This window comes from Enterovibrio coralii, from assembly GCF_001559595.1.
Taxonomy (GTDB): domain Bacteria; phylum Pseudomonadota; class Gammaproteobacteria; order Enterobacterales; family Vibrionaceae; genus Enterovibrio; species Enterovibrio coralii.
The window spans coordinates 1-21840 of record NZ_LNTY01000016.1 but is presented as its reverse complement, the minus strand read 5'-3'; the positions used below and the strand labels follow the sequence as shown (position 1 = coordinate 21840).

21 protein-coding genes and 1 pseudogene are annotated in these 21840 nt (G+C 51.2%); 5 read left to right on the top strand and 17 right to left on the bottom strand.

Annotated elements, in window-relative coordinates; all coding sequences use genetic code 11:
• Positions 1 to 135 precede the first annotated feature (135 nt).
• The 5 genes from ATN88_RS05000 to rpe all read right to left on the bottom strand — a co-directional run bounded on the left by ATN88_RS05000 (position 136) and on the right by rpe (position 5646).
• Complete coding sequence (locus ATN88_RS05000; RefSeq protein WP_232312821.1) at positions 136 to 2175, bottom strand: ExeM/NucH family extracellular endonuclease; 2040 nt, start codon at positions 2173 to 2175, stop codon at positions 136 to 138.
• Positions 2121 to 2948, bottom strand: coding sequence for a lamin tail domain-containing protein (locus ATN88_RS26785; RefSeq protein ID WP_232312817.1), 828 nt, complete (start codon positions 2946 to 2948; stop codon positions 2121 to 2123). Before ATN88_RS26785 ends, ATN88_RS05000 begins: the two co-directional genes overlap by 55 nt.
• 233 nt (positions 2949 to 3181) lie before the next feature.
• Positions 3182 to 4198, bottom strand: a complete 1017-nt coding sequence (trpS, locus tag ATN88_RS04995; protein WP_067412322.1) for a tryptophan--tRNA ligase — start codon at positions 4196 to 4198, stop codon at positions 3182 to 3184.
• Between the two features lie 71 nt (positions 4199 to 4269).
• Positions 4270 to 4968 carry a phosphoglycolate phosphatase gene (locus tag ATN88_RS04990; RefSeq protein ID WP_067412319.1) on the bottom strand — a complete coding sequence of 233 codons (699 nt, stop codon included), beginning with the start codon at positions 4966 to 4968 and terminating at the stop codon, positions 4270 to 4272.
• Positions 4969 to 4971: 3 nt separating this feature from the next.
• Complete coding sequence (gene rpe / locus ATN88_RS04985) at positions 4972 to 5646, bottom strand: ribulose-phosphate 3-epimerase (RefSeq protein WP_067412316.1); 675 nt, start codon at positions 5644 to 5646, stop codon at positions 4972 to 4974.
• A gap of 174 nt (positions 5647 to 5820) precedes the next feature.
• On the opposite strand from rpe, the gene ATN88_RS04980 reads away from it, so the two are divergent.
• Positions 5821 to 6036, top strand: a complete 216-nt coding sequence (locus ATN88_RS04980) for a DUF2970 domain-containing protein (RefSeq protein WP_067412313.1) — start codon at positions 5821 to 5823, stop codon at positions 6034 to 6036.
• 2 nt (positions 6037 to 6038) lie between these two features.
• Here ATN88_RS04980 and ATN88_RS04975 read toward each other — a convergent pair whose 3' ends face one another.
• From ATN88_RS04975 to pilM, 10 genes are all read right to left on the bottom strand, one after another.
• Positions 6039 to 6872 carry a Dam family site-specific DNA-(adenine-N6)-methyltransferase gene (locus tag ATN88_RS04975; protein WP_067412310.1) on the bottom strand — a complete coding sequence of 278 codons (834 nt, stop codon included), beginning with the start codon at positions 6870 to 6872 and terminating at the stop codon, positions 6039 to 6041.
• Positions 6873 to 6975: 103 nt separating this feature from the next.
• Complete coding sequence (locus ATN88_RS04970; RefSeq protein WP_067412307.1) at positions 6976 to 8511, bottom strand: AAA family ATPase; 1536 nt, start codon at positions 8509 to 8511, stop codon at positions 6976 to 6978.
• Between the two features lie 30 nt (positions 8512 to 8541).
• Positions 8542 to 9618, bottom strand: coding sequence for a 3-dehydroquinate synthase (gene aroB, locus ATN88_RS04965; protein ID WP_067412302.1), 1077 nt, complete (start codon positions 9616 to 9618; stop codon positions 8542 to 8544).
• A gap of 18 nt (positions 9619 to 9636) precedes the next feature.
• Positions 9637 to 10155: a shikimate kinase AroK gene (gene aroK / locus ATN88_RS04960; RefSeq protein WP_067412385.1), complete on the bottom strand. Its 519-nt coding sequence runs from the start codon at positions 10153 to 10155 to the stop codon at positions 9637 to 9639.
• A 283-nt stretch (positions 10156 to 10438) separates the two neighbouring features.
• Positions 10439 to 12181, bottom strand: a complete 1743-nt coding sequence (locus ATN88_RS04955; RefSeq protein WP_067412299.1) for a type IV pilus secretin PilQ — start codon at positions 12179 to 12181, stop codon at positions 10439 to 10441.
• 11 nt (positions 12182 to 12192) lie between these two features.
• Positions 12193 to 12711, bottom strand: coding sequence for a pilus assembly protein PilP (locus ATN88_RS04950; protein ID WP_067412296.1), 519 nt, complete (start codon positions 12709 to 12711; stop codon positions 12193 to 12195).
• Positions 12708 to 13301 (bottom strand): type IV pilus inner membrane component PilO, encoded by a 594-nt coding sequence (locus ATN88_RS04945; protein ID WP_067412293.1) that lies wholly within the window; start codon positions 13299 to 13301, stop codon positions 12708 to 12710. The genes ATN88_RS04950 and ATN88_RS04945 overlap by 4 nt, the downstream gene beginning before the upstream one ends.
• Complete coding sequence (locus ATN88_RS04940) at positions 13291 to 13761, bottom strand: PilN domain-containing protein (protein ID WP_232312813.1); 471 nt, start codon at positions 13759 to 13761, stop codon at positions 13291 to 13293. The genes ATN88_RS04945 and ATN88_RS04940 overlap by 11 nt, the downstream gene beginning before the upstream one ends.
• Positions 13758 to 13883, bottom strand: a complete 126-nt coding sequence (locus ATN88_RS28135; protein ID WP_269748099.1) for a hypothetical protein — start codon at positions 13881 to 13883, stop codon at positions 13758 to 13760. The genes ATN88_RS04940 and ATN88_RS28135 overlap by 4 nt, the downstream gene beginning before the upstream one ends.
• Positions 13873 to 14811 (bottom strand): type IV pilus biogenesis protein PilM, encoded by a 939-nt coding sequence (gene pilM / locus ATN88_RS04935; RefSeq protein WP_083539420.1) that lies wholly within the window; start codon positions 14809 to 14811, stop codon positions 13873 to 13875. Before pilM ends, ATN88_RS28135 begins: the two co-directional genes overlap by 11 nt.
• Before the next feature lie 146 nt (positions 14812 to 14957).
• Between pilM and ATN88_RS04930 the strand changes: the two are divergent.
• A pseudogene (locus ATN88_RS04930) lies at positions 14958 to 17476 on the top strand (penicillin-binding protein 1A).
• Positions 17477 to 17558: 82 nt separating this feature from the next.
• Here ATN88_RS04930 and oxyR read toward each other — a convergent pair.
• On the bottom strand, positions 17559 to 18464 hold the full coding sequence (gene oxyR / locus ATN88_RS04925) for a DNA-binding transcriptional regulator OxyR (RefSeq protein ID WP_067412288.1): 906 nt from the start codon (positions 18462 to 18464) through the stop codon (positions 17559 to 17561).
• Positions 18465 to 18612: 148 nt separating this feature from the next.
• Here oxyR and ATN88_RS04920 point away from each other — a divergent pair, with 148 nt between their 5' ends.
• From ATN88_RS04920 to ATN88_RS04910, 3 genes are all read left to right on the top strand, one after another.
• The gene (locus tag ATN88_RS04920; protein ID WP_067412285.1) at positions 18613 to 19344 is read left to right on the top strand and encodes a glutathione peroxidase; all 732 of its coding nucleotides are present in this window, start codon (positions 18613 to 18615) and stop codon (positions 19342 to 19344) included.
• A 110-nt stretch (positions 19345 to 19454) separates the two neighbouring features.
• Positions 19455 to 20906 (top strand): dihydrolipoyl dehydrogenase, encoded by a 1452-nt coding sequence (locus ATN88_RS04915; RefSeq protein ID WP_067412282.1) that lies wholly within the window; start codon positions 19455 to 19457, stop codon positions 20904 to 20906.
• A 183-nt stretch (positions 20907 to 21089) separates the two neighbouring features.
• Positions 21090 to 21356: a DUF3624 domain-containing protein gene (locus tag ATN88_RS04910; protein ID WP_067412279.1), complete on the top strand. Its 267-nt coding sequence runs from the start codon at positions 21090 to 21092 to the stop codon at positions 21354 to 21356.
• A gap of 44 nt (positions 21357 to 21400) precedes the next feature.
• Here the strand turns inward: ATN88_RS04910 and ATN88_RS04905 are convergent.
• A partial coding sequence (locus tag ATN88_RS04905) for a GNAT family N-acetyltransferase (protein ID WP_157490658.1) occupies positions 21401 to 21840 on the bottom strand: 440 nt, incomplete at its 5' end.

Below are 21840 nucleotides of genomic sequence, written 5' to 3'. Positions count from 1 at the left end.
ACACCATTCCAATGGGTGACATTGGTGCTCACCTAATGAGACATATCTTAAAGCGTAGTAAATAATCTCAAGGCAACCCATTAAAACAGCACAAAAAAAGGCTCCCGAGGGAGCCTTTGTCTTATCCATTGCTGGCTATTTTATCTTACAGCGGAAGCCTTTAAATACCGCGACGGTTTTGTCGTCAATCTCTGCCGTTCCACATGGAATATCGAAAATTCCCCACAGGCGAACGCTCAGACTGACCGAGTCCCCGTAGCCTACGCCCAGGTCTTGCAGATACGCACTGTTTTCCGTGTACTTACGATTGCTCTTCCAACGCAGCCAAGGTCGGTTGCTGTCAATCTCACCATTCACTGCTGGCTGAACCCAGAAAAAGCTCTTGTTCTTGAAGCGAAGCTTGAAGCTCTGTACTTGCTCTTCGTATTTGAGGCTGACAATCACAGGATCATGATCAGATGACGAGTAAGGATTGGTGGATTTCACCAAATCACCGGTAAAGCGGCCTGAATACTGGAACAAGGTGCTCTCGACAGAGTTAATGTGCCAATCTTCGACCCCTACCACTTTGTCGACCACACTGGTGTTACCCACCGCATGGTCGAGACTGCCAAGTTCTCCGTCAAAGGTGTAGGAGAAGGCATCATCGCCCAAGGCATAGTCGGCAAGGTTGATATAACCAAAGCCATCACCCACTTCACGTGCGGTGTCATCAAGCGTCACACCCGCGATGGAGGTGCCCGCCGCGGTGACAATCTTCCGCTCTGCCGATGCAGCATCGTAATCGGTCATCACGCGCATTGGGTCTTCCTGCCCGTAGGCATTAAAGTCACCCAAGGCAATGATGTCACCATCAAGGGTTTCCAATGCTTTGCCCAAGGTCTCTGCTGCGGAGACACGGAACGCATTACATCGCCCTTGGAGATCCGCCGGATCGTCCTCAAACTCCCCAGCAATCCAGTCTTCATAACATCCAGAACCCTTCGATTTGAAGTGACTGACCGCCACTGAGAGCTTTTGGTCACCCATAACCCAAAAGCTCTGAAGCAGACTGTCACGCTGGAATTTGTCCAGCTGACGGGTCTCACCGTCTGGGTTCTCACCTGAAATATGCTGCTCGGGCATACGCACTACTGCGGCATCACCAACCAGTGACACCACCGCCGGGCGGTAAATCAACGCCACTTGGATCGCATCGCTGCCAAGGTAAGCCCCTTCGGTCAAATCACCTTCTACCGGTACCACGTACGCATAGTGATCGGCTTCATCAGGGAACTGGGCATTAAGCTCTGTCACCAGATTCGAGAGCGCGCCATTGCCGCCAAAGCCATTGTTCTCAATTTCCATGAGGCCAACGATATCGGCATCCATGGCCGTCAGCGCATTGACGATTTTCGCCTGTTGTAATGCAAATTCTGCGGCGTCTTTGGTGCCTCGATTACAGCCCCGAGACGCATCGGCATCCGCTTGGTCGTCACAAGTGACATTAAGATCGCCGCCAATGGTGCTGGCACTGGTGAAGTAGTTCAGTACGTTAAAGCTAGCGACCTTGATATTGGTATCAGCAAAGGCCTCAGGGGCAGCGGTACGATCGCTGTCGCGCACAAAGTCACTCGCCACCACCTCGTTGGTAACGACCAGTCGATAGTCGCTGAAGCTGTACCCCAGCACCCCTTCAAGGTTTGTCACCGTATCGCCAATGCGAATGTAGCCTTGCTCCGCATCCAATCCTGGGAAGTAAGGCACCACACCGTCTGGCGCCTTTTGGTCAGTTTCGATAAAGAGTTGGTTCGCGTCATTGGCAGCGGCGAGTGTGGCCGCGTCTTCCGAGCCCGCGATATAGAGCTGCGTAGGCTTGAAGTTTGGTGCTTGATGAGACAACACCATATTGTTACGGAATGCATCAAAGTCGAAGCCGAAGTTGCGGGTGACAACCAGTTCGCTGTCTTGGGTCAGGCGCACTTTCATGCCTTCATAACGCTCAAGCGCGTCATCCAGCGTTTCATTTTCTGCCACTTCAATGTCTGTCGCAGGCAGTTCATCAACGGTTCCCTGCACTTCCCACATCTTGTCGGATGCATCAAGTTCCGTCAGGTTAAAGAACTCTTTAACTGTCCCCGCTACACACACTTGCATGCCTGATTCAATGCCCGTTGGCGCGGTGCCAGTAAAGATAAACAGGCCATCGGAGGTGGCTGTATCCCCGTCCCCCGTCGCATCTTGCAGCCAGAAGCTTTATAGAGACTTGTCGTGACAGCCGTGACCACGCCTTCCACATAGTACGTGCCTTCTGCCTCAAAGCTGCCGTCTGGCACCAATGGACTTCTGTCGCCACTGCCTTGAATCGCATAGGTTGGCGTTAAGGTTTCCCCCTCACAACTGAAGGTGTTACCGCCACCGCCGCCATCACACGCTTCGACACCGCTACAGCCCAGTCCATCAAAGGTATTTGACGCAAAAGATTGCCATTCATCGGACGGGGTAAACGAGGTAGACAGGTCGGTACGCGCGGCACTGCCATCGAGTCGGCGAAGGGTTACATTGGCACCAAAGGTGTCGCCATTGCCAAGCTGCCCAATGCCATCGAGTACGTTGTCATTGTCATCGACCAGCGCGACAACATCATTACCGTTAAAGTTGATTGCGCCGGATGTTTGCTGCGCGACATCCAACACCTCGCTGCTTGCACTGCTGTTGGCTACCACGTAGCTCGCCCCCGCCGCCAGCGAACCGCTCAGGTTGACTGTACTGCCGAAGGAGGTGCTACCGTTTGACGCAATTCTTAGGCGTAATCCGGTCAGGGAAGCGTCAGTGCTTCCGGTGTTGGTTAACTCGATGGTTTTATTGTTACTCGAGCCTTCGACATATTCAGTGATGAGAATGTCCGCGCTTGCCGGAAACGCGGCACTTAACGCCAGAGCCAACGGGCTCCATGTTGAGATCTTCATTAGCTGTCCTTTTTTGCGTGTGAAGTCATAAACACCGCAAATGGTTTATCAGCCACAGATGTCATTTAAGTGATGAATCTCTCAAGTCTTTGTATCAAGACAAAGACTGTCTAAGGAATTTGAGGAGGGGCTTACACTTTCAACAGGTTAAGGGAACATGAGTTCGTAACGAGAAAATGGCGGGCATAAAAAAAGCAGCGAAGAGTCGCTGCTTTTTATTGGTCAGTGAGAGATTATGGACGCGCCACAAAACCCACTGCTTCGTAGACTTTCTTCAGCGTTTCTGCCGCGCGTGCAGACGCGTTTTCTGCACCTGTCTTCATGACTGAATCTAGGTAAGCGCGATCTTCACGGAACTGCTTGTAGCGGGTTTGTACTGGTTCCAGCATTGCGACCACAGCGTCAGCGGTGTCCGTTTTCAGGTGACCGTACATCTTGCCAACGTATTCCGCTTCAATCTCTGCGAACGATTTACCTGTTGCCACAGACAGCAGACCCATCAGGTTTGCAACGCCCGGTTTGGTTTCAATGTCGAACGCAACGCGTGGTGGCTCTTCAGAGTCCGTCACTGCGCGTTTGATTTTCTTCGCGATAGATTTCGGGTCTTCTAGCAGGCCAATCACGTTGTTACGGTTGTCATCCGACTTCGACATTTTCTTGGTCGGATCTTGCAGGCTCATCACACGTGCACCCACTTGTGGGATGTACGGTTCTGGCACAGTGAACACGTCGCCATACAGGTTGTTGAAACGGTGCGCGATATCACGAGCAAGCTCAAGGTGCTGTTTCTGATCGTTACCGACAGGCACTTGGTTTGCTTGGTATAGTAGGATGTCCGCAGCCATCAGCACTGGGTAGCCAAACAGACCCGCGTTGATGTTTTCAGCGTGGCGTGCAGACTTGTCCTTGAACTGTGTCATACGGTTCAATTCGCCCATCTGCGCGTAGCAGTTCAGAACCCAGCCCAGTTGCGCGTGCTCTGGCACGTGAGACTGGATGAACAGGTTACTTTTTTCTGGGGTCACGCCAACAGCCAGACACAGAGCCAGCGAGTCCAGTGTCGCCTGACGCAGTTTTTCCGCATCTTGACGCACGGTGATCGCGTGCAAGTCTACGATGCAGTACTGGCAATCGTAGTCATCTTGCATTTGTTCCCACTGACGCAAAGCACCAATGTAGTTGCCGATACTGAGTTCGCCTGAAGGCTGAACACCGCTAAGTACAATGGGTTTGGTCGAAGGATTGCTCATGGTCTTTCTGTTCCTATCAGTAGAGACAGCCGATGCAACCACGCATCGGCTGTTAATTTGAATATCTTAATTTACGCTGTTTTTACGGTGCTGAGAACCGTTAATAGCTGATTGAAGTGCTCAGCAACGAACTCAGGTGCGCTGTCGCTGATTGGCTCTCCATAGTTGTACCCGTAAGTCAGGCCAACAGAGGCAAAGCCTGCATTTTTTGCGGCAAGGATATCGTTTTTCGAGTCGCCGACCATCAGCATGTTGTCATCGCCAAGGCCGTGCTTGTCACGAAGGCTGAAAAGGCCTTCTGGGTCCGGTTTGTTGGTAGGCAGAGAATCACCACCAATCACGTCAGTGAAGTACTGCGCTAAGTCCAAATCCGCCAGAATCTCAGGAACGAACTGATACGGTTTGTTGGTCACAATACCCAGGGTGTAACCCGCGTTTTTCAGCTCAGTCAGCGTTTCTTTTACGCCTGGGTACACGATGGTTTTACCGTGGCCGTTGTTCGCGTAGTGGAAGTCAAAACGCTCACGCACTTGCAGGTACAGTGCTTCGTCAAGATCAGGGTTGATAGTGACGCTTTGGCTCAGGGCGCGCTTAAGCATGATCTCTGCGCCGTTACCAATCCAGTTACGCACTTCGTCGTCCGTCACTGTGTGCAAATTCACATCAGCCAGTGCCATGCGAATGCCTTCTGCCAGATCTGGCACGCTATCTACCAGCGTACCGTCAAGGTCAAACGCCACGTATTTGATTGTGTCGAAATTTACCGTCACAGCTTATTTTCCTACATTGCTCAGTTCTGCACGCATTTCATCGATTACCGCTTTGTAATCCGGCTGACCGAAAATCGCTGAGCCTGCCACGAACATGTCCGCGCCCGCTTCTGCAATTTCACGAATATTGTCGACTTTCACACCGCCGTCGATTTCCAGACGAATGTTGCGACCGCTCTCGTCGATACGACGACGCACTTCACGCAGTTTATTCAGTGTTTCTGGAATGAACGATTGACCGCCGAAACCTGGGTTAACCGACATCAGCAAAATCATGTCCACTTTGTCCATGACGTGGTCAAGGTGGTGCAGCGGTGTCGCTGGGTTAAATACCAGACCCGCCTGACAACCATGTTCTTTGATAAGTTGCAGAGAGCGATCCACATGTTCACTTGCTTCCACGTGGAAGGTGATCATACTAGCACCCGCTTTTGCGAAATCAGGGATGATGCGGTCTACAGGTTTCACCATCAGGTGAACGTCGATTGGGGCAGTAATGCCATAGTCACGAAGAGCTTTACAGATAGGTGCGCCAAAAGTCAGGTTTGGCACGTAATGGTTGTCCATCACGTCGAAATGCACCACGTCAGCACCCGCTGCCAGCACTTTTTCAACATCTTCACCTAAACGTGCGAAATCCGCCGAGAGAATCGACGGCGCAATGAGAAAATCCTTCATCCTATAGCCTCACTTGCCACTCAAAAAGTCGTCGCAATTCTACCCGATCCGAAACGCCCTGTCCTATCAGATACTTTGATTCATACCATAACCTAACGGTTTTAGGTCTGGCACACCCATCCTAGATGGCATGCGCTAAGCTGAGAAAAGTCAGAGAGAATAAGGCAGGCAGGCGTGAAGAAGACAGACGAACAAAACGAGAACACCGTCGGCATCCTCGATATCATCAAAAGTGTTTTTGCTGCGATGTTTGGCGTGCAGTCAGATAAAAACCGGGTGCGCGACTTTCAGCAAGCCAGCATGGTGCCTTACATCGTCGTCGGTGTGGTGTTTGTGATTGTGTTTGTGCTGGGATTGATTGGCGTGGTCTCGTTGATCACGCCAGCATAAGGTTAAGGCAGCTCAGGGCTTTCGCAGGCAAACAGTGCCAGCAGCTCATCCACTTTGTTACGACCACTGCCGTTTCGGCTGATGGTGCGCTTTACTTTCACCACATTCAGGTGTGCACCGTGATACAAGCTGCGTGTCAGGGGCGTATCATGGTTCGAAATCAGCACAGGCACGCTCTTCTCTGTCGCCACTTTACGGGCGTATTCACCCAGCAACGCTTGGTCATCCAAACTAAAGCCACCACTTGCATAGGTGGTGAAGTTGGCTGTTGTCGATAAAGGTGCATACGGTGGATCGCAGTAAATCACACTGCCACGACGCGCGGCCTTGAAGCTCTGCTGATAGCCTTCACACACAAACGTCGCTTTCTTGGATTTCTCGGAAAAGAACTCCATCTCCGCTTCTGGGAAGTACGGCTTTTTGTAAGAGCCAAATGGCACGTTGAAGCCGCCTTTTTTGTTGTAACGGCAAAGGCCATTAAACCCGTGGCGGTTCATGTACAAGAAGTAAAGTGAGCGCAGGTATGGGTCTTTGCTCTTGTTGAATTCATCGCGGATCGCAAGGTACGCCCCTTTTTGGTTGTACTCTTGGGTGAACAGCTTCTTCACATCGTCGATATAACGGGTCGGCTCTTGTTTGAGCAAGTTATACAGATTGATGAGATCAGGATTGATGTCTGCGAGGCGGTAGTGCTCATAGTCTGTGTTCAAAAACACAGAGCCCGCACCGACAAAAGGCTCAATCAGCTTTTTGCCTTCAGGCAGGTGCTTGCGGATTTCTTCAACCAGAGAGTATTTACCCCCGGCCCACTTAAGAAAGGCACGATGCTTTTTCATTAATGTGTATCCACCACCACTGCTGTACGAAAGGTGGCGGATTGTATCTTATTTTTCACCATCAATCAGCGTTAATTCGTGCCTTGTGTACCGAAGTACGGGGTTAATTTGCCAATGCAATCTCTTTGTGGATTTGCGCGAATGATTTTGCCCACGGCGTCAGATTACGAACGTTCTCAGGCAATTGCACTTCTGCCCGTCTCGCATCGGCAACCGTTGGGTAATCACCCACCAGCACCATAAACCAAGGTTCGCCGTTTCGACGTGTTTCGTACACCAATGCCGAGCCCGACAAATCGTACTCTTGCATGAACTCATTCACCGCATCTTTCGACTGCAACGCGGCAAGTTGCAGGGCATAACGCGACTCTGGCACCGTCAGCAAGACATTGTTCGCAAGCGGCGTATCCACAACAGGTGTTGGCGTAGGCTGCACTGGTGGCGCGACCGGCTCTGGTTTCGATGCGGTTTCAACCGCCGTCTCAACCACTGTTTCAGTGACAGTCACTGGTGTCGTTGTCGTCGCTGTTTGGTTAGGTGCCGTTTCCGCCAACTCAGGGATCAAAGGCTCATCCACTGCTGCTGTGCCGTCACCGCCAGTTTCCTGATCGTCGATAATCGCATCAACCACGTTATCCGGCACCACAATGCGGCGGCTTGGGTCTCTGCGACCCACTGTCATGCCTTCCACAACTGGCTCATCAGGCAGGTTGATGTTGTCGTCAGTGACAGAGCCTACCGAGGCAAGCGCAGGGTCAGACGCGTCAGTGCCCGCGCCTTCTGCGTTCATTTCTTTTTCTTTCTCTTCCAGGATGTCATTGAGCGATTTCACGCCATCGGTGACCGCTTCAGCAACCTCAACCGGTGCGGTTTGCATTTGGGGTTTCATTGCCCACCAAACCAAACCACCACCGAGCACAAGAAGAAACAGCACAAGCAATAACAAAGGTATGAGAGAGCGGCGCTTCTTCTCTTCCATCGAGGAGGTCTCCTGTTGTCCTAGACTTTTTAATGCCCCAGGCAATGATGGCAGCAGTGCGGCTTTCGCTTTTAACGCGCGACGCTGCGCCGCATCCAATTGGCGGCTGACCATCATGACTTCAATAAACATTTCTCGCTCGTTGTCGGCGAGAGGACTGATCTCCAGCTCAAGGGGTTTTACGCCCTGACCGTAAGAGACCTTGTGCAGCCACTTGTTCAACTTGCCGCGTAAGCTAAACAGCAGCACATTGATTTGCCAATTATTGCGTTGTTGCGCTTCAGTCACTAACGCCCAAAGTTCTGCAATCAGGTTGGCACTGAGGCGCTGTGCATTGTCGATAACAATCAAGGCGTGGACGCTGTTACCTTCCAGCATGTATTCCAAGCTTTGCAGCATGGAATCGTTCTCGTTGAACACACCATCACGCACAATTTGGCGCAGGATAATGGCACGGTGCTGTGCATCCTGTTGGGTGTTATTACAAATGAGGAGAGATTGCGTAGGTTCGCTCGCCCAGTTTTCAAGGTAACGCTCACTGAGCCAGGTTTTACCTGCGCCCGTGTCACCCGTTACTTGAACCAGATTGGAGCTGAAACGCGTCAGGAATTGAATGCGAGACAAGAGTTGGATTTGGCTATCCAAATCCAACGCAATCATGTCGTGGGAGCCTGTCATATACAAACCCGCTTAATGTGTCGTAATGACCTCTGCAAGCGTTTCTGGAGATACATTCGAAACCACTTCCGCCGTTCCAATTGAGGTTGGCAAAACAAAACGCAGTTGCCCAGAGAGCACTTTCTTATCGCGTTTCATATGCTTAATAAATGCATCATAGCCCATAGCACTTGGTGCTTTCACGGGAAGATTCGCATTTTCGAGCAAGGAAGTGATACGGATAACATCTTCTTTTGAAAGCAATTGCTGAAGATGGGCAGTCGTTGCCGCCATCACAGTACCTGCTGCGACCGCTTCGCCGTGCAGCCAGTTGCCGTATCCCATTTCCGCTTCAATCGCATGGCCGAAAGTGTGGCCAAGGTTCAACAGCGCACGTACACCCGATTCTTTTTCATCTTCTGCAACCACGTCGGCTTTGATTTGGCAGCAGCGTTTGATGGTGTAAACGATGGCGTCGTTATCCAATTGATTCAGCGGCGCGAGGTTTTCCTCAAGCCAATGGAAGAACGGTTTGTCAGCAATGATGCCGTACTTGATGACTTCTGCCATGCCCGCAGCAAATTCACGCTGAGGTAAGGTGTTAAGTACATCGGTATCAATCACCACGGCTTTCGGTTGGTAAAACGCCCCAATCATGTTCTTACCAAGAGGATGATTGATTGCGGTTTTGCCACCGACCGATGAGTCGACTTGCGACAACAAGGTGGTTGGTACTTGAATAAAGTCTACGCCGCGCTGATAGCAAGCCGCTGCAAAGCCCACGACATCACCAATAACACCGCCACCCAGCGCAACAATCAGTACGTCACGGGCGTAGTTGCCTTCCAGCAAGAAGGTATTGATGGTATTGAAGGTATCGAGGGTTTTGTATTGCTCGCCGTCAGGCAGGGACAATAAAGCTGGCTCGCCGCCAGCTTTATTCAAGGTTTCCAGTAAAAGGTCAGCGTAAAGCGGTGCGATGGTTTCATTGGTCACCACCACCACACGGCGGCCTTTGGCAGCAGAGAAGAGTGCGGGATCAGCAAGTAATCCTGCGCCTATCGAAATGGGATAACTTCTGTCGCCAAGGTTTACGTCGATCCTTTCCATGGAATTCCTTTCTATGTCTTAGTGATTTTCCAGCAGTTCGATGATCTGGTTTGCTACCACTTTGGCGCTTTGATCATCCGTGCGAACTGTGTAGTCAGCAATCTCTTCGTACAGAGGATTGCGCTCGCCAGCTAGCTCTTCTAGCACTTCGCGTGGCTGTTCAGTTTGAAGCAGTGGACGCTTCTTATCACGCTGAGTACGCGCCAATTGTTTTTCAATGGTGGTTTCAAGATAAACCACGATACCACGAGCAGACAGACGGTTGCGGCTTTCGCGGCTCTTGATTGAACCACCGCCCGTTGCCAGAACAATACCTTGTTTTTCAGTTAGGTCGTTGATTACGTTCTCTTCGCGAGCACGGAATCCCTCTTCACCTTCAACATCGAACACCCATGCGATATCAGCACCAGTGCGCTCTTCGATCACGGTGTCCGAGTCAAAAAATTCCATGTGTAGTTGTTGTGCAAGGTGTCGACCAATTGTGCTTTTGCCAGCCCCCATTGGACCTACAAGAAAGATATTTCGTTTTTCAGCCATTTTAAGCAGTTTACGCGCGGTTAATGAAAACAACACCGCCCGCAGGCTCGCTATCCGAAAGCCCGAGGCGCCAAATTCCTCACAGATAATTCGTGATCAGACCAAAAATTATCTCAGGTCACCTAGCCCTTTGGCAACTTAAAATACGCCATTGTTGGGGTTTAAGTCGCTTCTCAGCATATGCAGGGCAAAGCAAGACGCTGAAAGCCACAGACACTGTGGCTTTCAGAATTATTGAAGAATATCGGTTTTTCCGCCGCTTAGCACCAAACTCACGGCAAATTTATTGCACCATGACCCTTGGCGTGACGAAAATCAGCAACTCTCGTTTGCCCATCGATTCGTAATTTCGACGGAAAAGGATACCCAATCCCGGAATATCGCCGAGCAACGGCACTTTTTCTTCGATATTGGCGATCTCATGCTGGAAGATCCCACCAAGGACAATGGTTTCACCGTCATTGACCAGCACTTGGGTGCCAATGCGCTGAGTATTGATGGCCATGGCTTCGCCGTTCCCCGCTTTTACCGTAATCGACGGTTTGTCTTGCGTGACCACCAAATCCAGCACCAGTTTGTTTTCCGGTGTGATTTGAGGGGTTACCGACAAGCTCAGTACCGCCTTTTTAAACGACACAGCTGTGGCACCACTGGATGATGCTTCAAGGTAAGGCAGCTCCGTACCTTGCTCGATGTACGCCGCACGCTTGTTGGTGGTTAAAAGGCGTGGACTGGAAATGATTTCTGCGCGGTTTTCTGACTGCAACGCCGACAGCTCTAAGTCGAGCAACAAGTCTTTACCAAGGTTGGCGATGGAGAAGGCAATGCTGGACGCATTCGGGCTTACCGCACCCAAGTTGACGTTGAGGTAGTCATCGATGTCGAGGGTATCCGGCTGCTCACCATCACCGAGCCAGTCAATGCGGTCGGTGTGCTGCCAGTTACCTTGAATGGTGCTGCCTGTGGTGAAGTTACCGTTTTGATTTACCACACCCCAACGCACGCCAAGCTCATCTAACGTGCCTTCATCCACAGTGACAATGCGCGCTTCAATCTCAACCTGATTCACGGGCACATCCAAGGTTGCGAGCAATGCTTTTACCACTTCAATATTGTCAGCGAGGTCAGTCACAATCAGCGAGTTGGTGCGCGGGTCAACGGCAACGCTGCCGCGTTCAGACAGCAAGGCGACACTCTCTTCACTGTCTTCGTCATCCCCTTCCAACATCTCTTTGAACTCTTCTGCGCTCGCATAATGGATTTGAATCACTTCCGAGCGAAGTGAAGCCATCTCACGTTCAAACTGGATTTTCTCTAACGCCAAACGCTCTTGCTCATCCAACTCGGTTTTGGGCGCGATAAGCAGGATGTCACCCTTTTGTCTTTTATCTAACCCTTTGACCGTCAGGATAGTTTCTAAGGCTTTTTGCCACGGCACGTTATCAAGGCGCAGCGTCAGGTTGCCGTCGACTGAATCGGAGATCACCAAGTTAAAGCCGTTGTGATCAGCCAAAATCTGCAGCACAGAGCGAACCGGAATATCTTGGAAATTAATCGAGATATTGCCGCGCTTCGTTGCGGTTGGTTGGGTGTTGGTGTCCGATTTCACCACGGTCAACGACGGGAAGATGTCCACGGTCAGTAAGTTGTCAGACTGGAAGTAATCGTAGCCAAAGTGGCTGGTTGTCTGCAGCGAAATCGACAAGGCATCATCACCCGGCATCAAGGCGATGCCTTGGATAACGCCAGCATTAAACGATTGCTGCTCGACTAAGTTATCTGCAATCGTAGTCTCTTCGAGGTTAATCGCCAGTTCGCCGTTACTTTTTGAAAATTCGGCGATGATGTCATCATTTTCCAGTGTCAACTCAAGACTGTAGGTATTGTTCTCTTTTTCCAGCAGAACAAAATTGGTGAGTTGATTGCCAGCATAAGCCAATTGAGCGACAGGGAGACAAACCACCAGCGCACTTAACCAGTGAGCAAATTTGCTTTTGCTCCGGTATCCGTTCCAAAGCCCTTTCATTCGAACCTCTTCTAATCCTTATTAACCATCGCCACTTTAACGTTACGCTTCGTCCAACAGCCTAATCCGTCTGGTAAATGCTCCGTCAACGACAGAGTGTGTTGACTGATGCTCTCGACCCGGCCTCGGTTACCCCCCAGCACCCTACCCGGCCCCACGCGATGAATCGTGGTATCCGGTGATTGCACCAATGCCCAATAGTGTCCGGGCGTACCAATCACTCCCTTGAACTGCAATGACGACAACTCAAAGCTTTCCAACGGGTCTTTTGCTGGCATGTCATCGGGCTGCCAGCAATCAATGCGGGAATACTCGTCTTCCTCCTGCGCTATCGGCATCACGAAAGGATCGTTGGTGACGGCAGGCTCAAAGGCAAGCGGTTCAAAATTCGGCTCAGGTGGCGTGGGCGTCGCCGTCACTTCTGCCACGGCATAGGTTTTGGTAATGAAGCTTTCCAGATCCTGATGCCCGCCGCTGTCGATGCATCCTGCCAACACGAGGAGTGACAGGCTCAATATCGACCTTCTCATTTGTCCTCCAGCGGTTTGCCAACATAACGGTAGGTATGGGCAGCAACCGAGAAACTCAGTGCTTCGCCAAGCTCGCCTTCACGCTTGAGGGTGAAATCTTGCAGCGCAACGATACGAGGCAGTCGTGCCATGGACTCCGAGAATTTGCCAATGCCTTCGTAGTTGCCAGTCACAACAATATCCAGCGGCACTTCGTACAACCAGCCCACCTGCTCGCCAACCCCCCAATCCAAACGCTCAAAGGACAAACCGTGCTGCTGACCAATGTCATTGATGCCCGCCAGCAATTGCGCCAACTCTTCGTGCTGGGGCAATTGTCGGGTCAACTTCACATAGAAATGGTTTAACGCATCGACCTGCTCATCCACATCCGGCAAAGCAGCGACGCGTTGCGCTTTCATCCGAAACGCGCTTTTCAGCATCATTTCTTCCTGCTCGGCCAGCGTCACTCGGTCATAATTGGGGAGCACAACGAAAAACAGGCCTATCACGAGAAGCAACAGCCCGAGTACCACCAACACAACCCTGCGCGCCGTGGGCGACCACTCAGGGATTTCATCTAACTCCCAGTCTCTCCAATCAGCTTCCACGTTTCACCTCCTTACTCAGATCAGGTGTCACGAACTCCGACAGTTCAAAGGTCAACAGGAAGCTATTCACCGCGCCGTCCTTTTGCTCTTTCTTGTCGTTATTTATGATCGAGTGGATCTGCACATCGGTTGCCCCCGGCTTGGCTTCCAACAGGGCAAGTAACGACGCCAGTTGCGCATTCGAGCGGCTTCGCCCTTCCACACTGACTTTGCCTTTTTTAAGGCTCACGCTATCGAGCACAACGCCATCTGGCGTGACTTCTGGCAACAGATTGAAAAGCAGTGTGGTGTTATTGCGTTGAGTCTGAAGGCTGTTTACCAGCATCAAACGATGCTCCAGCTCATCTCTGGCGAGTTTTTTCTTGGAGAACTCGGACAGCTTTTTGTCTAGGATTTGAATTTCACTCTCAAGGCGAGCGTTACGCGCCTCTTGATTGGTGAGCTGCTGCTGGCTGCTCATAAAGCAATGCCCACAAACCCCACGACCAATACGACGACAATCAAGGCTTCTCGATAGAATTGTCGGCGGGTTTCAAGACGTTTTGTTTCACGCCATGGCAGCAGGTTGATGCTATTTCTCATCATCCACCCCCCGAAGCGCAAGACCAACTGCGGTCGACCAGTAGCTGACTGGCTCTTTAAGCTTACTTAGCGTATCGCCATGGCAAACAAGCTCACTGGCCGGGTCGAGGAGTTTGACGTTCCAATCCAACAGTGCTTCTAACCGGTCGAGATCGACCCATTTGCAACCTTCACCCGATAGCCACAAGGTCGTGACCCGCTCTTCAGAAAATTGGGTGCGCACCAACTGGCATTGGCGACGAATGGTCTCAGCGACTTGCTCGGTGAAATAGACTTTCTCCTGCGCATCCCCTTCCAGCCCCATTGAAATAGGCAAGGGCAGATCACGCATTAACGGCTCTTTTTCGCCAACACCGAAACATAGCTGTAATCGCTCGGTATTAATATCCGCCATAAGAAGATGATTCGCATGGGAAAGCTCACCATGTTGACGATCGTACAAGCGCAAAAGTGCATGTGACTCCAGCTCGACCACAGAGAGTCGAAAGCCTGATGCCGTTAACGCGTCAAACGTTGAAGCCAACACAGATTTTCGGCATGCGAACACCTCGATGCCCTCACCGGATGGCAAATCGCGATAGTCATACAACAGCTCTTCCAAAGACAAGCCTAGGCTTTCTGAGAGTTGCAGTCCTATCTGCATGTATTGCTCTTGTTCGGACACATTTTGGCTGGCTGGCAAGCGTTTAATCGCAACCGAGCTTTGGGGTATCCCCATCACTTGCGCTTTGGTCGCGAAGCGGAGCTTGGCTTTGCTCACAGAGAACTGTTTGCGAAGTGTTTTTAAAGCACCAACAAGCGACGAATTTTCCAACTGAACGGAGGACAAGTCGTGGAGATGGATATCTCCGCCTCGGCTTTCCAATATGGCAGCGCGAACTGAATGAATTCCAATATCGAGCCCAATGGCCCATTTGCCTTGAAACATTTACAAGTACGTCCCGCTAAATGTCAGCATTCAGTAACTTTTTCGAAGTTCTGGCGGCTGATTCGTTATTTTTTATTCAGTTCTCTTTATACTACGGACATCCAGTCACCCTACAGTGCGACGAAAAACGTTACAGGAAATATCAAGTGAAGTTCATTAAGCGACTGCTTATTCTTGCAATTGTTTGCATATTAATTGGAGTGGGTACAATTTTTGGGTTCTATCTCTACGTGAAACCCGAATTGCCAGATGTTGCCACTCTTAAAGACGTAGAACTGCAAACACCGATGCAGGTATACAGTGCAGATGGGAAACTCATTTCTCAATTTGGTGAAAAACGCCGAATCCCGGTCACTTATGATGAAATCCCACAAGATCTCATCGATGCGCTGATCGCGACCGAAGACAGCCGTTTTTATGACCATCCTGGTATTGACCCTATTGGTATTGCCCGTGCAGCGATCGTTGTGGCTGTTTCTGGTTCTGCGAAACAAGGTGCAAGTACCATCACCCAGCAGTTGGCACGTAACTTCTTCCTCTCTAACGAGAAGAAGATCATGCGTAAAATCAAAGAGATTTTTATCGCCATCCACATTGAGCAACTGCTGACCAAGCAAGAAATCATGGAGCTGTACGTCAACAAGATTTTCTTGGGATACCGCTCTTACGGTTTCGGTGCAGCGGCGCGTGTGTACTTCGGTAAAGACCTCAAAGATCTGACGCTGAGTGAAATTGCGACGTTGGCGGGTATGCCAAAAGCCCCGTCTACCATGAATCCAATTTACTCTGTTGAGCGTGCGACCAACCGCCGTAACGTGGTGTTGAAGCGTATGCTGGACGAAGGCTACATCACTCGTTCTGAATACGAGCAAGCGAAGGCTGAGCCTATCGTCTCTCGCTACCACGGCGCAGAAATCGAATTGAATGCCCCGTATGTGGCAGAGCTTGCTCGCGCATGGGCGGTTGAGAAATACGGCGAAGGCGTTTACGAGTCAGGCATGAAAATCTACACCACGGTAGATTCTCGCCTGCAAAACGCGGCACAAACCGCGGCAGTAAACAACCTGCTGGCCTATGACGAACGTCACGGCTACCGTGGTGCTGTTGCGACCCTTTGGAAAGACGGCACAACCCCTTGGGATGCGGAGAAAATCCAACAACACCTGAAAAAACAACCTACCTATGGCGAACTGGAGCGGCAGTCGTGGTGAAGGTAGACGGCCAGATCGCAGACGTTGAACTGCAAGATGGCGTTGTCGCTACCCTACCGTGGGATGGCATGAAGTGGGCACGTCGCTACAAGACTGACACTCGTCAAGGCACCGCACCGAAGCAAGCGGCAGATATCCTCGCGGCAGGTGAGCAAGTTTGGGTACGTAAAGTCGGTGAGACCTGGCACTTGAGTCAGGTGCCGGATGCCAACACCGCCATGGTGGCGATGTCGCCAGAAAATGGTGCAGTAAAAGCATTGGTAGGCGGCTTTAACTTTGTACACAGCAAGTTCAACCGTGCAACGCAATCTGTGCGTCAGGTAGGTTCGGGTATCAAGCCGTTCATCTACTCGGCAGCCCTTGAGCAAGGCATGACGTTGGCAACACTGATTAACGATGCACCGATCAACAAGTGGGATTCGAGCCAAGGCACAGCATGGCGTCCGAAGAACTCGCCACCAACGTACAGCGGTCCAACCCGTGCGCGTATTGGTCTGGCGCAATCTAAGAACGTGATGGCAGTGCGCGTACTCCGCCGTGTTGGTATGGATGAAACTATCGACTTCCTGACACGCTTTGGCTTCAAGCACGATGACTTGCCGCGCTCTGAAACCATTGCGCTGGGCGCGGGCAGCCTGACACCGATTGAAGTGGCACAAGGCTTTAGCGTGTTTGCCAACGGCGGTTACTACCTTGCGCCTTATTACATCAGCAAGGTCGAAGACCCGTTTGGTAAAGAACTGTTCCAAGCAACGCCGCAAACCATTTGTCGCGATAACTGTGAAGAAACAGGTTCTGACAAGCTGCACTCTGACAATATGCAGGAAGAAGTCAGCCTGCTAGATCAAACCGCAGACATGGAAAACGCACTGGCGAAGAACTTCGCGCCACACGTTATCACAGAGCAAAATGCGTTCTTGGTACGTGAAATGCTCGAAGCCAACATTTGGGGTGGCGGTGATTGGCGTCAAGGAACTGGCTGGAATGGTACAGGCTGGCGTGCACAGAAACTCAAGCGTCGCGACATCGGCGGTAAAACAGGTACCACCAACGACTCAAAAGATGCGTGGTACACAGGTTTTGCGCCGGGTCTGGTAGCGACCGTTTGGGTAGGCTTTGATGATCACTCGCGCGAGCTGGGTAAAACCGCACGCAACGCGAACCTCGACAAAGACCAAATCTCCGGTGCAGAAGCCGGTGCGAAGACTGCGCAACCTGCTTGGATTGATTTCATGGCAGATGCGCTGGTTGATGTACCCGTGCAGAACAAGGTGATCCCGTCAGATATCGTGAAAGTGCGTATCGACCGCGACACAGGCCTGCTGACCCGTAAGTCAGACGGCAGCTCTATGTTCGAATACTTCAAGAAAGGCACAGAGCCGACCGACTACGTGACATCTGCAGCAGCAAGCGGCGGAAACATCTATGAGTCTGAAGGCGAAGAGCTGTTCTAGGCAGACGCTTTAGGCGGTTCGTCTAAACGAACAAGACACAAAAAAGGCACCTTTCGGTGCCTTTTTCTTTTTTACTTAGCGATTACGCAACCGCATTGCAGGTGGTTTTCATCGCAGTGGCAATCACACTCGCAAGCTTTTCATAACGCGCTCGCAGCGGCGAGCCTGGGCGGTAATCCAGCGTGATCAAACGCTGCGGCTCTGGGTCCACCGCTTTCACGTAGACCACGCCATCGCGGTGCATGCTTTCCGGCACGGAGAGCTTCGGCAACAAGGTAATGCCAGTTTCTGCGGCCACCATGTTGCGAAGGGTCTCTAGGCTGGTTGCGCGAAAACGCGAATCTTCATGCGCGCCTGCCGCGAAGCAAAAGCCCATGGCTTGGTCGCGAAGACAGTGTCCGTCCGCCAGCATCAGCAGGTTTTCACCTTGCAGCGCATCCATCGGCACTTCGGACTCTTTCGACCAACGGTGATTCTCTGGCACTGCCAAGATCATCGGCTCGTAGTAGAGCGGGATTTCGATAAAGTGTTCGGTCTCTTTGACGGTGGCCAAGATCATGCAATCGAGCTTGCCCTCTTCCAACTGTTGAACCAGTTGGTGTGTCTGTGCTTCATGCAAGAACAGCTCAAGCTCTGGAAAAGCGTCTTTGATGGCCGGCACAATGTGCGGCAGCAAGTAAGGCCCGACCGTTGGAATAAATCCCACATGCAACGGCCCTGACATCTCTTCACCTTGCTGGCTCGCCATTTCTTCCAGCACTTTTACTTCCATCAAAATCTTCTGCGCTTGTCTGACAAGCTGCATCCCTGCATCCGTGAAGAGCACCTTACGACTGGTGCGCTCTAGCAAGACAACACCCAACTCATCTTCCAGCTTTCTGATTTGCCCGCTCAGCGTCGGCTGGCTGACAAAACACGCTTCTGCGGCTTTACGGAAATGCTGGTGCTCAGAGAGCGCAACCAAATATTCGAGATCACGAATGTTCACACTTTACCCCTTCGATAGGTTTTGCTTATCGAAATGATAAACCCAATCAATTAGATCTATCTACCCTAATCGCACTAATATACACACATCAACCGGGAACACCGGATTAAAGAACTGAAAACTAAGAAATCATTTAAGGGGTATTACCATGGATTTTATTAATAAAGAAGGTCAGAAAGTACCAAGCGTTACATTCCCAACTCGTCAGGGTGACGCATGGGTTAACGTGACCACAGATGATCTGTTCGCAGGCAAGACAGTTGTTGTATTCAGCTTGCCAGGTGCATTTACACCAACGTGTTCTTCTACGCACCTGCCACGTTACAACGAACTGCATTCAGTATTTAAAGAGCACGGCGTTGACGACATCCTGTGTGTATCGGTGAACGACACCTTCGTAATGAACGCGTGGAAAGCCGACCAAGAAGCTGAAAACATCACCTTCATCCCAGACGGTAACGCAGAGTTCACTCGCGGCATGGGCATGGCGGTAGCAAAAGATGACTTGGGCTTCGGTGAGCGTTCATGGCGTTACAGCATGCTGGTGAAAGACGGCGTGGTTGAGAAGATGTTCATCGAACCAAACGAGCCGGGTGACCCGTTCAAGGTTTCAGATGCAGACACTATGCTGGCGTACGTAGCACCACAGCACAAACTGCAAGAATCAATTACGGTATTCAGCAAACCAGGTTGTCCTTTCTGTGCGAAAGCGAAACAACTGCTGATCGACAACAAGCTACAGTTTGAAGAGATTGTACTTGGTCAAGATGCAACCACTGTTAGCCTGCGCGCTGTAAGCGGTCGTGCGACAGTTCCTCAAGTGTTCATCGGCGGTAAGCACATTGGTGGCAGCGACGAGCTAGAAGCTTACTTCGCATAATCATCAATAGGGCAGCGCAAGCTGCCCTAATCATTTAAACCGTTTCATTTCACTTTATTTCGCTTCGCTTTTTCGCGCCTTCTGGAATTGGATTTATCTGGAGAAGAACAATGAAAACCTTGAACGTTGATGTAGCCGTAATTGGTGGTGGTACAGCAGGTCTAGGTGCCTATCGTGCCGCAAAAGCTCACGCTGACAATGTCGTGATTGTCGAAGGTGGCCCTTACGGTACAACCTGTGCCCGTGTTGGTTGTATGCCATCAAAGCTATTGATCGCCGCAGCGGAAGCTGTGCACCACATTGAGAAAGCACCTGGCTTTGGTGTTTACCCTCAAGGCGAAATCAAGATCAACGGTCGTGAAGTCATGGACCGCGTGAAACGCGAACGTGACCGTTTCGTTGGCTTTGTTCTGGAAGGCGTTGACGAAATTCCCGCAGAAGACAAAATCGCCGGTTACGCAAAATTCCTCGATAACAACACGTTGATGGTCGACGACCACACTCGCATCGAAGCGAAGCGCATTGTTATTGCAACGGGTTCTCGCCCAGCATGGCCTGCTCCTTGGAACGATTTGGGTGACCGCCTGATTGTGAACGACGATGTGTTCGAGTGGGACGATCTGCCAGAGTCTGTTGCCGTGTTTGGCCCAGGTGTTATCGGTTTGGAGCTCGGTCAATCTCTGAAGCGTCTTGGCGTGAAAGTGAAAATGTTCGGTGTAGGTGGTCAAGTTGGCCCGCTGACAGACCCAACGGTCATGGCATATGCAGATAAGGCCTTCAACGAAGAGTTCTATCTGGATGCCGACGCGAAAGTCGAAGAGATGGTGCGTGAGGGCGACAAAGTCCATATCCGCTACCTCGACAAACAAGGTGAAACTCAACGCATCGCCGTTGACTATGTGCTGGCGGCAACCGGTCGTCGTCCAAACGTCGACAAACTGGATATCGAAAACACAGGTATGGAACTGGACGCTCGCGGCGTACCAACCGCCGACCCGTACACCATGCAAACGTCTGTTGCGTCGATTTTCGTCGCTGGTGACGCAAGCAACCAAATTCCGCTTCTTCATGAAGCCGCGGACCAAGGTCGCATCGCTGGTGACAACGCAGGTCGCTTCCCAGATATCCGTGCTGGCCTTCGCCGCAGCAAGATTTCTGCCGTGTTCTCTGATCCGCAAATCGCCATGGTCGGTGAGACCTACAAAGAAATTACCGCTCGCCTAGGCACATGTGGTTGTTTCGAAACGGGTGCAGTGTCTTTTGAAAACCAAGGTCGTTCACGCGTGATGTTGCGTAACAAAGGTATTCTGCACGTTTACGGCGAGCAAGGTACCGGTCGCTTCCTAGGCGCAGAAATGATGGGACCAAACGCAGAGCACTTGGCACACCTGCTGGCTTGGGCACACCAAAACCAAATGACGATTTCACAGATGCTGGACATGCCGTTCTACCATCCGGTTATCGAAGAAGGTGTGCGTACTGCACTGCGTGACCTGAATGCAAAACTGCACTTAGGCCCTGAAATGATTAAGCATTGTCTGGATTGTGGACCAGGCTGTTAATCCCATAGTTACTTTTCCACAAAAAAGTTAATCCCCTTACTCTTGCACTGATGCCACTCCGGCTATGAATGCAATCAGACAGATTGGATTTTTGGTTAGATTGGTATTCTGTTTGCCCTCCTTTACGGAGGGCTTTTTTCTTTGTAGGCTCGAAACACTGACTTAATTACTGACCGAGAAACAATGAGCTGCCGCTTTTGCAAAGATGCCTCTCTCACGCTGCGCGCCAAACTTGGCCGATGCAAACGCTGCATGGTGCAACTGGCTGTCATGAATGTGATCCTTTGGCCTATCTGGCTGCTCGGCTTCAGTGACACACCGACATCTGTTGAGTCCATCACCTTGCTTTTTGCCGCCGGAGCCAGTGCAGTCCTTTTGTCGTTGCACCTCATCGTGATGCCATTTCGTAAACCGCTCCCTGATGCTGAGGCGAAAAAAAACCGACCTTAGGTCGGCTTTCTTATTGTTCGCAAACAGTGTCCTGTTCTTGATGCTTACGCCACGTTGGCTTTGGCGATGAGTCTGTCTTGGTCGAAGGTAAACTCCAATGCCACCTCATCACAAGCATGCAGGCGCGGACAACGCTCACAATCTTTCATTACCTTTTCAGGCAACAGTGACTTAGAGGTTGGAATAAAGCCTTGCTGCATAAAGAACTCAGGTACACGGGTCAGCACAAACACTTTCTTGATTGCCATGTTCTGCGCTTTTTTCAGCAAGTGCTGAACTATCGCACTGCCCTGCCCCTGACCTTGCCAGCCAGCCTCCACGCCCAGTGAGCGCACTTCTGCCAGACCTGAGTCATACACATACAGCGAAGCACAACCCGTCACTTCACCTTGGTGCTCAGCGACCGCAAACGAACCAATATCACGTACCAATTCATTACGCTCACGCGGCAAGTTCTCGCCAAGACCTGCCCAGTACACCACCA

Excerpts from the sequence above, each read along its gene's own strand:
- ATN88_RS04920 (WP_067412285.1), top strand. The coding sequence starts at position 18,613 with ATGGATTTTATTAATAAAGAAGGTCAGAAAGTACCAAGCGTTACATTC.
- ATN88_RS04975 (WP_067412310.1), bottom strand. The coding sequence starts at position 6,872 with ATGAAAAAGCATCGTGCCTTTCTTAAGTGGGCCGGGGGTAAATACTCT.
- pilM (WP_083539420.1), bottom strand. The coding sequence starts at position 14,811 with ATGTTTCAAGGCAAATGGGCCATTGGGCTCGATATTGGAATTCATTCA.
- ATN88_RS04940 (WP_232312813.1), bottom strand. The coding sequence starts at position 13,761 with ATGAGCAGCCAGCAGCAGCTCACCAATCAAGAGGCGCGTAACGCTCGC.
- ATN88_RS04970 (WP_067412307.1), bottom strand. The coding sequence starts at position 8,511 with ATGATTGCGTTGGATTTGGATAGCCAAATCCAACTCTTGTCTCGCATT.
- rpe (WP_067412316.1), bottom strand. The coding sequence starts at position 5,646 with ATGAAGGATTTTCTCATTGCGCCGTCGATTCTCTCGGCGGATTTCGCA.
- ATN88_RS04910 (WP_067412279.1), top strand. The coding sequence starts at position 21,090 with ATGAGCTGCCGCTTTTGCAAAGATGCCTCTCTCACGCTGCGCGCCAAA.
- ATN88_RS26785 (WP_232312817.1), bottom strand. The coding sequence starts at position 2,948 with ATGAAGATCTCAACATGGAGCCCGTTGGCTCTGGCGTTAAGTGCCGCG.
- aroK (WP_067412385.1), bottom strand. The coding sequence starts at position 10,155 with ATGGCTGAAAAACGAAATATCTTTCTTGTAGGTCCAATGGGGGCTGGC.
- ATN88_RS04955 (WP_067412299.1), bottom strand. The coding sequence starts at position 12,181 with ATGAAAGGGCTTTGGAACGGATACCGGAGCAAAAGCAAATTTGCTCAC.
- aroB (WP_067412302.1), bottom strand. The coding sequence starts at position 9,618 with ATGGAAAGGATCGACGTAAACCTTGGCGACAGAAGTTATCCCATTTCG.
- trpS (WP_067412322.1), bottom strand. The coding sequence starts at position 4,198 with ATGAGCAATCCTTCGACCAAACCCATTGTACTTAGCGGTGTTCAGCCT.
- ATN88_RS28135 (WP_269748099.1), bottom strand. The coding sequence starts at position 13,883 with ATGAGAAATAGCATCAACCTGCTGCCATGGCGTGAAACAAAACGTCTT.
- ATN88_RS04950 (WP_067412296.1), bottom strand. The coding sequence starts at position 12,711 with ATGAGAAGGTCGATATTGAGCCTGTCACTCCTCGTGTTGGCAGGATGC.
- ATN88_RS04915 (WP_067412282.1), top strand. The coding sequence starts at position 19,455 with ATGAAAACCTTGAACGTTGATGTAGCCGTAATTGGTGGTGGTACAGCA.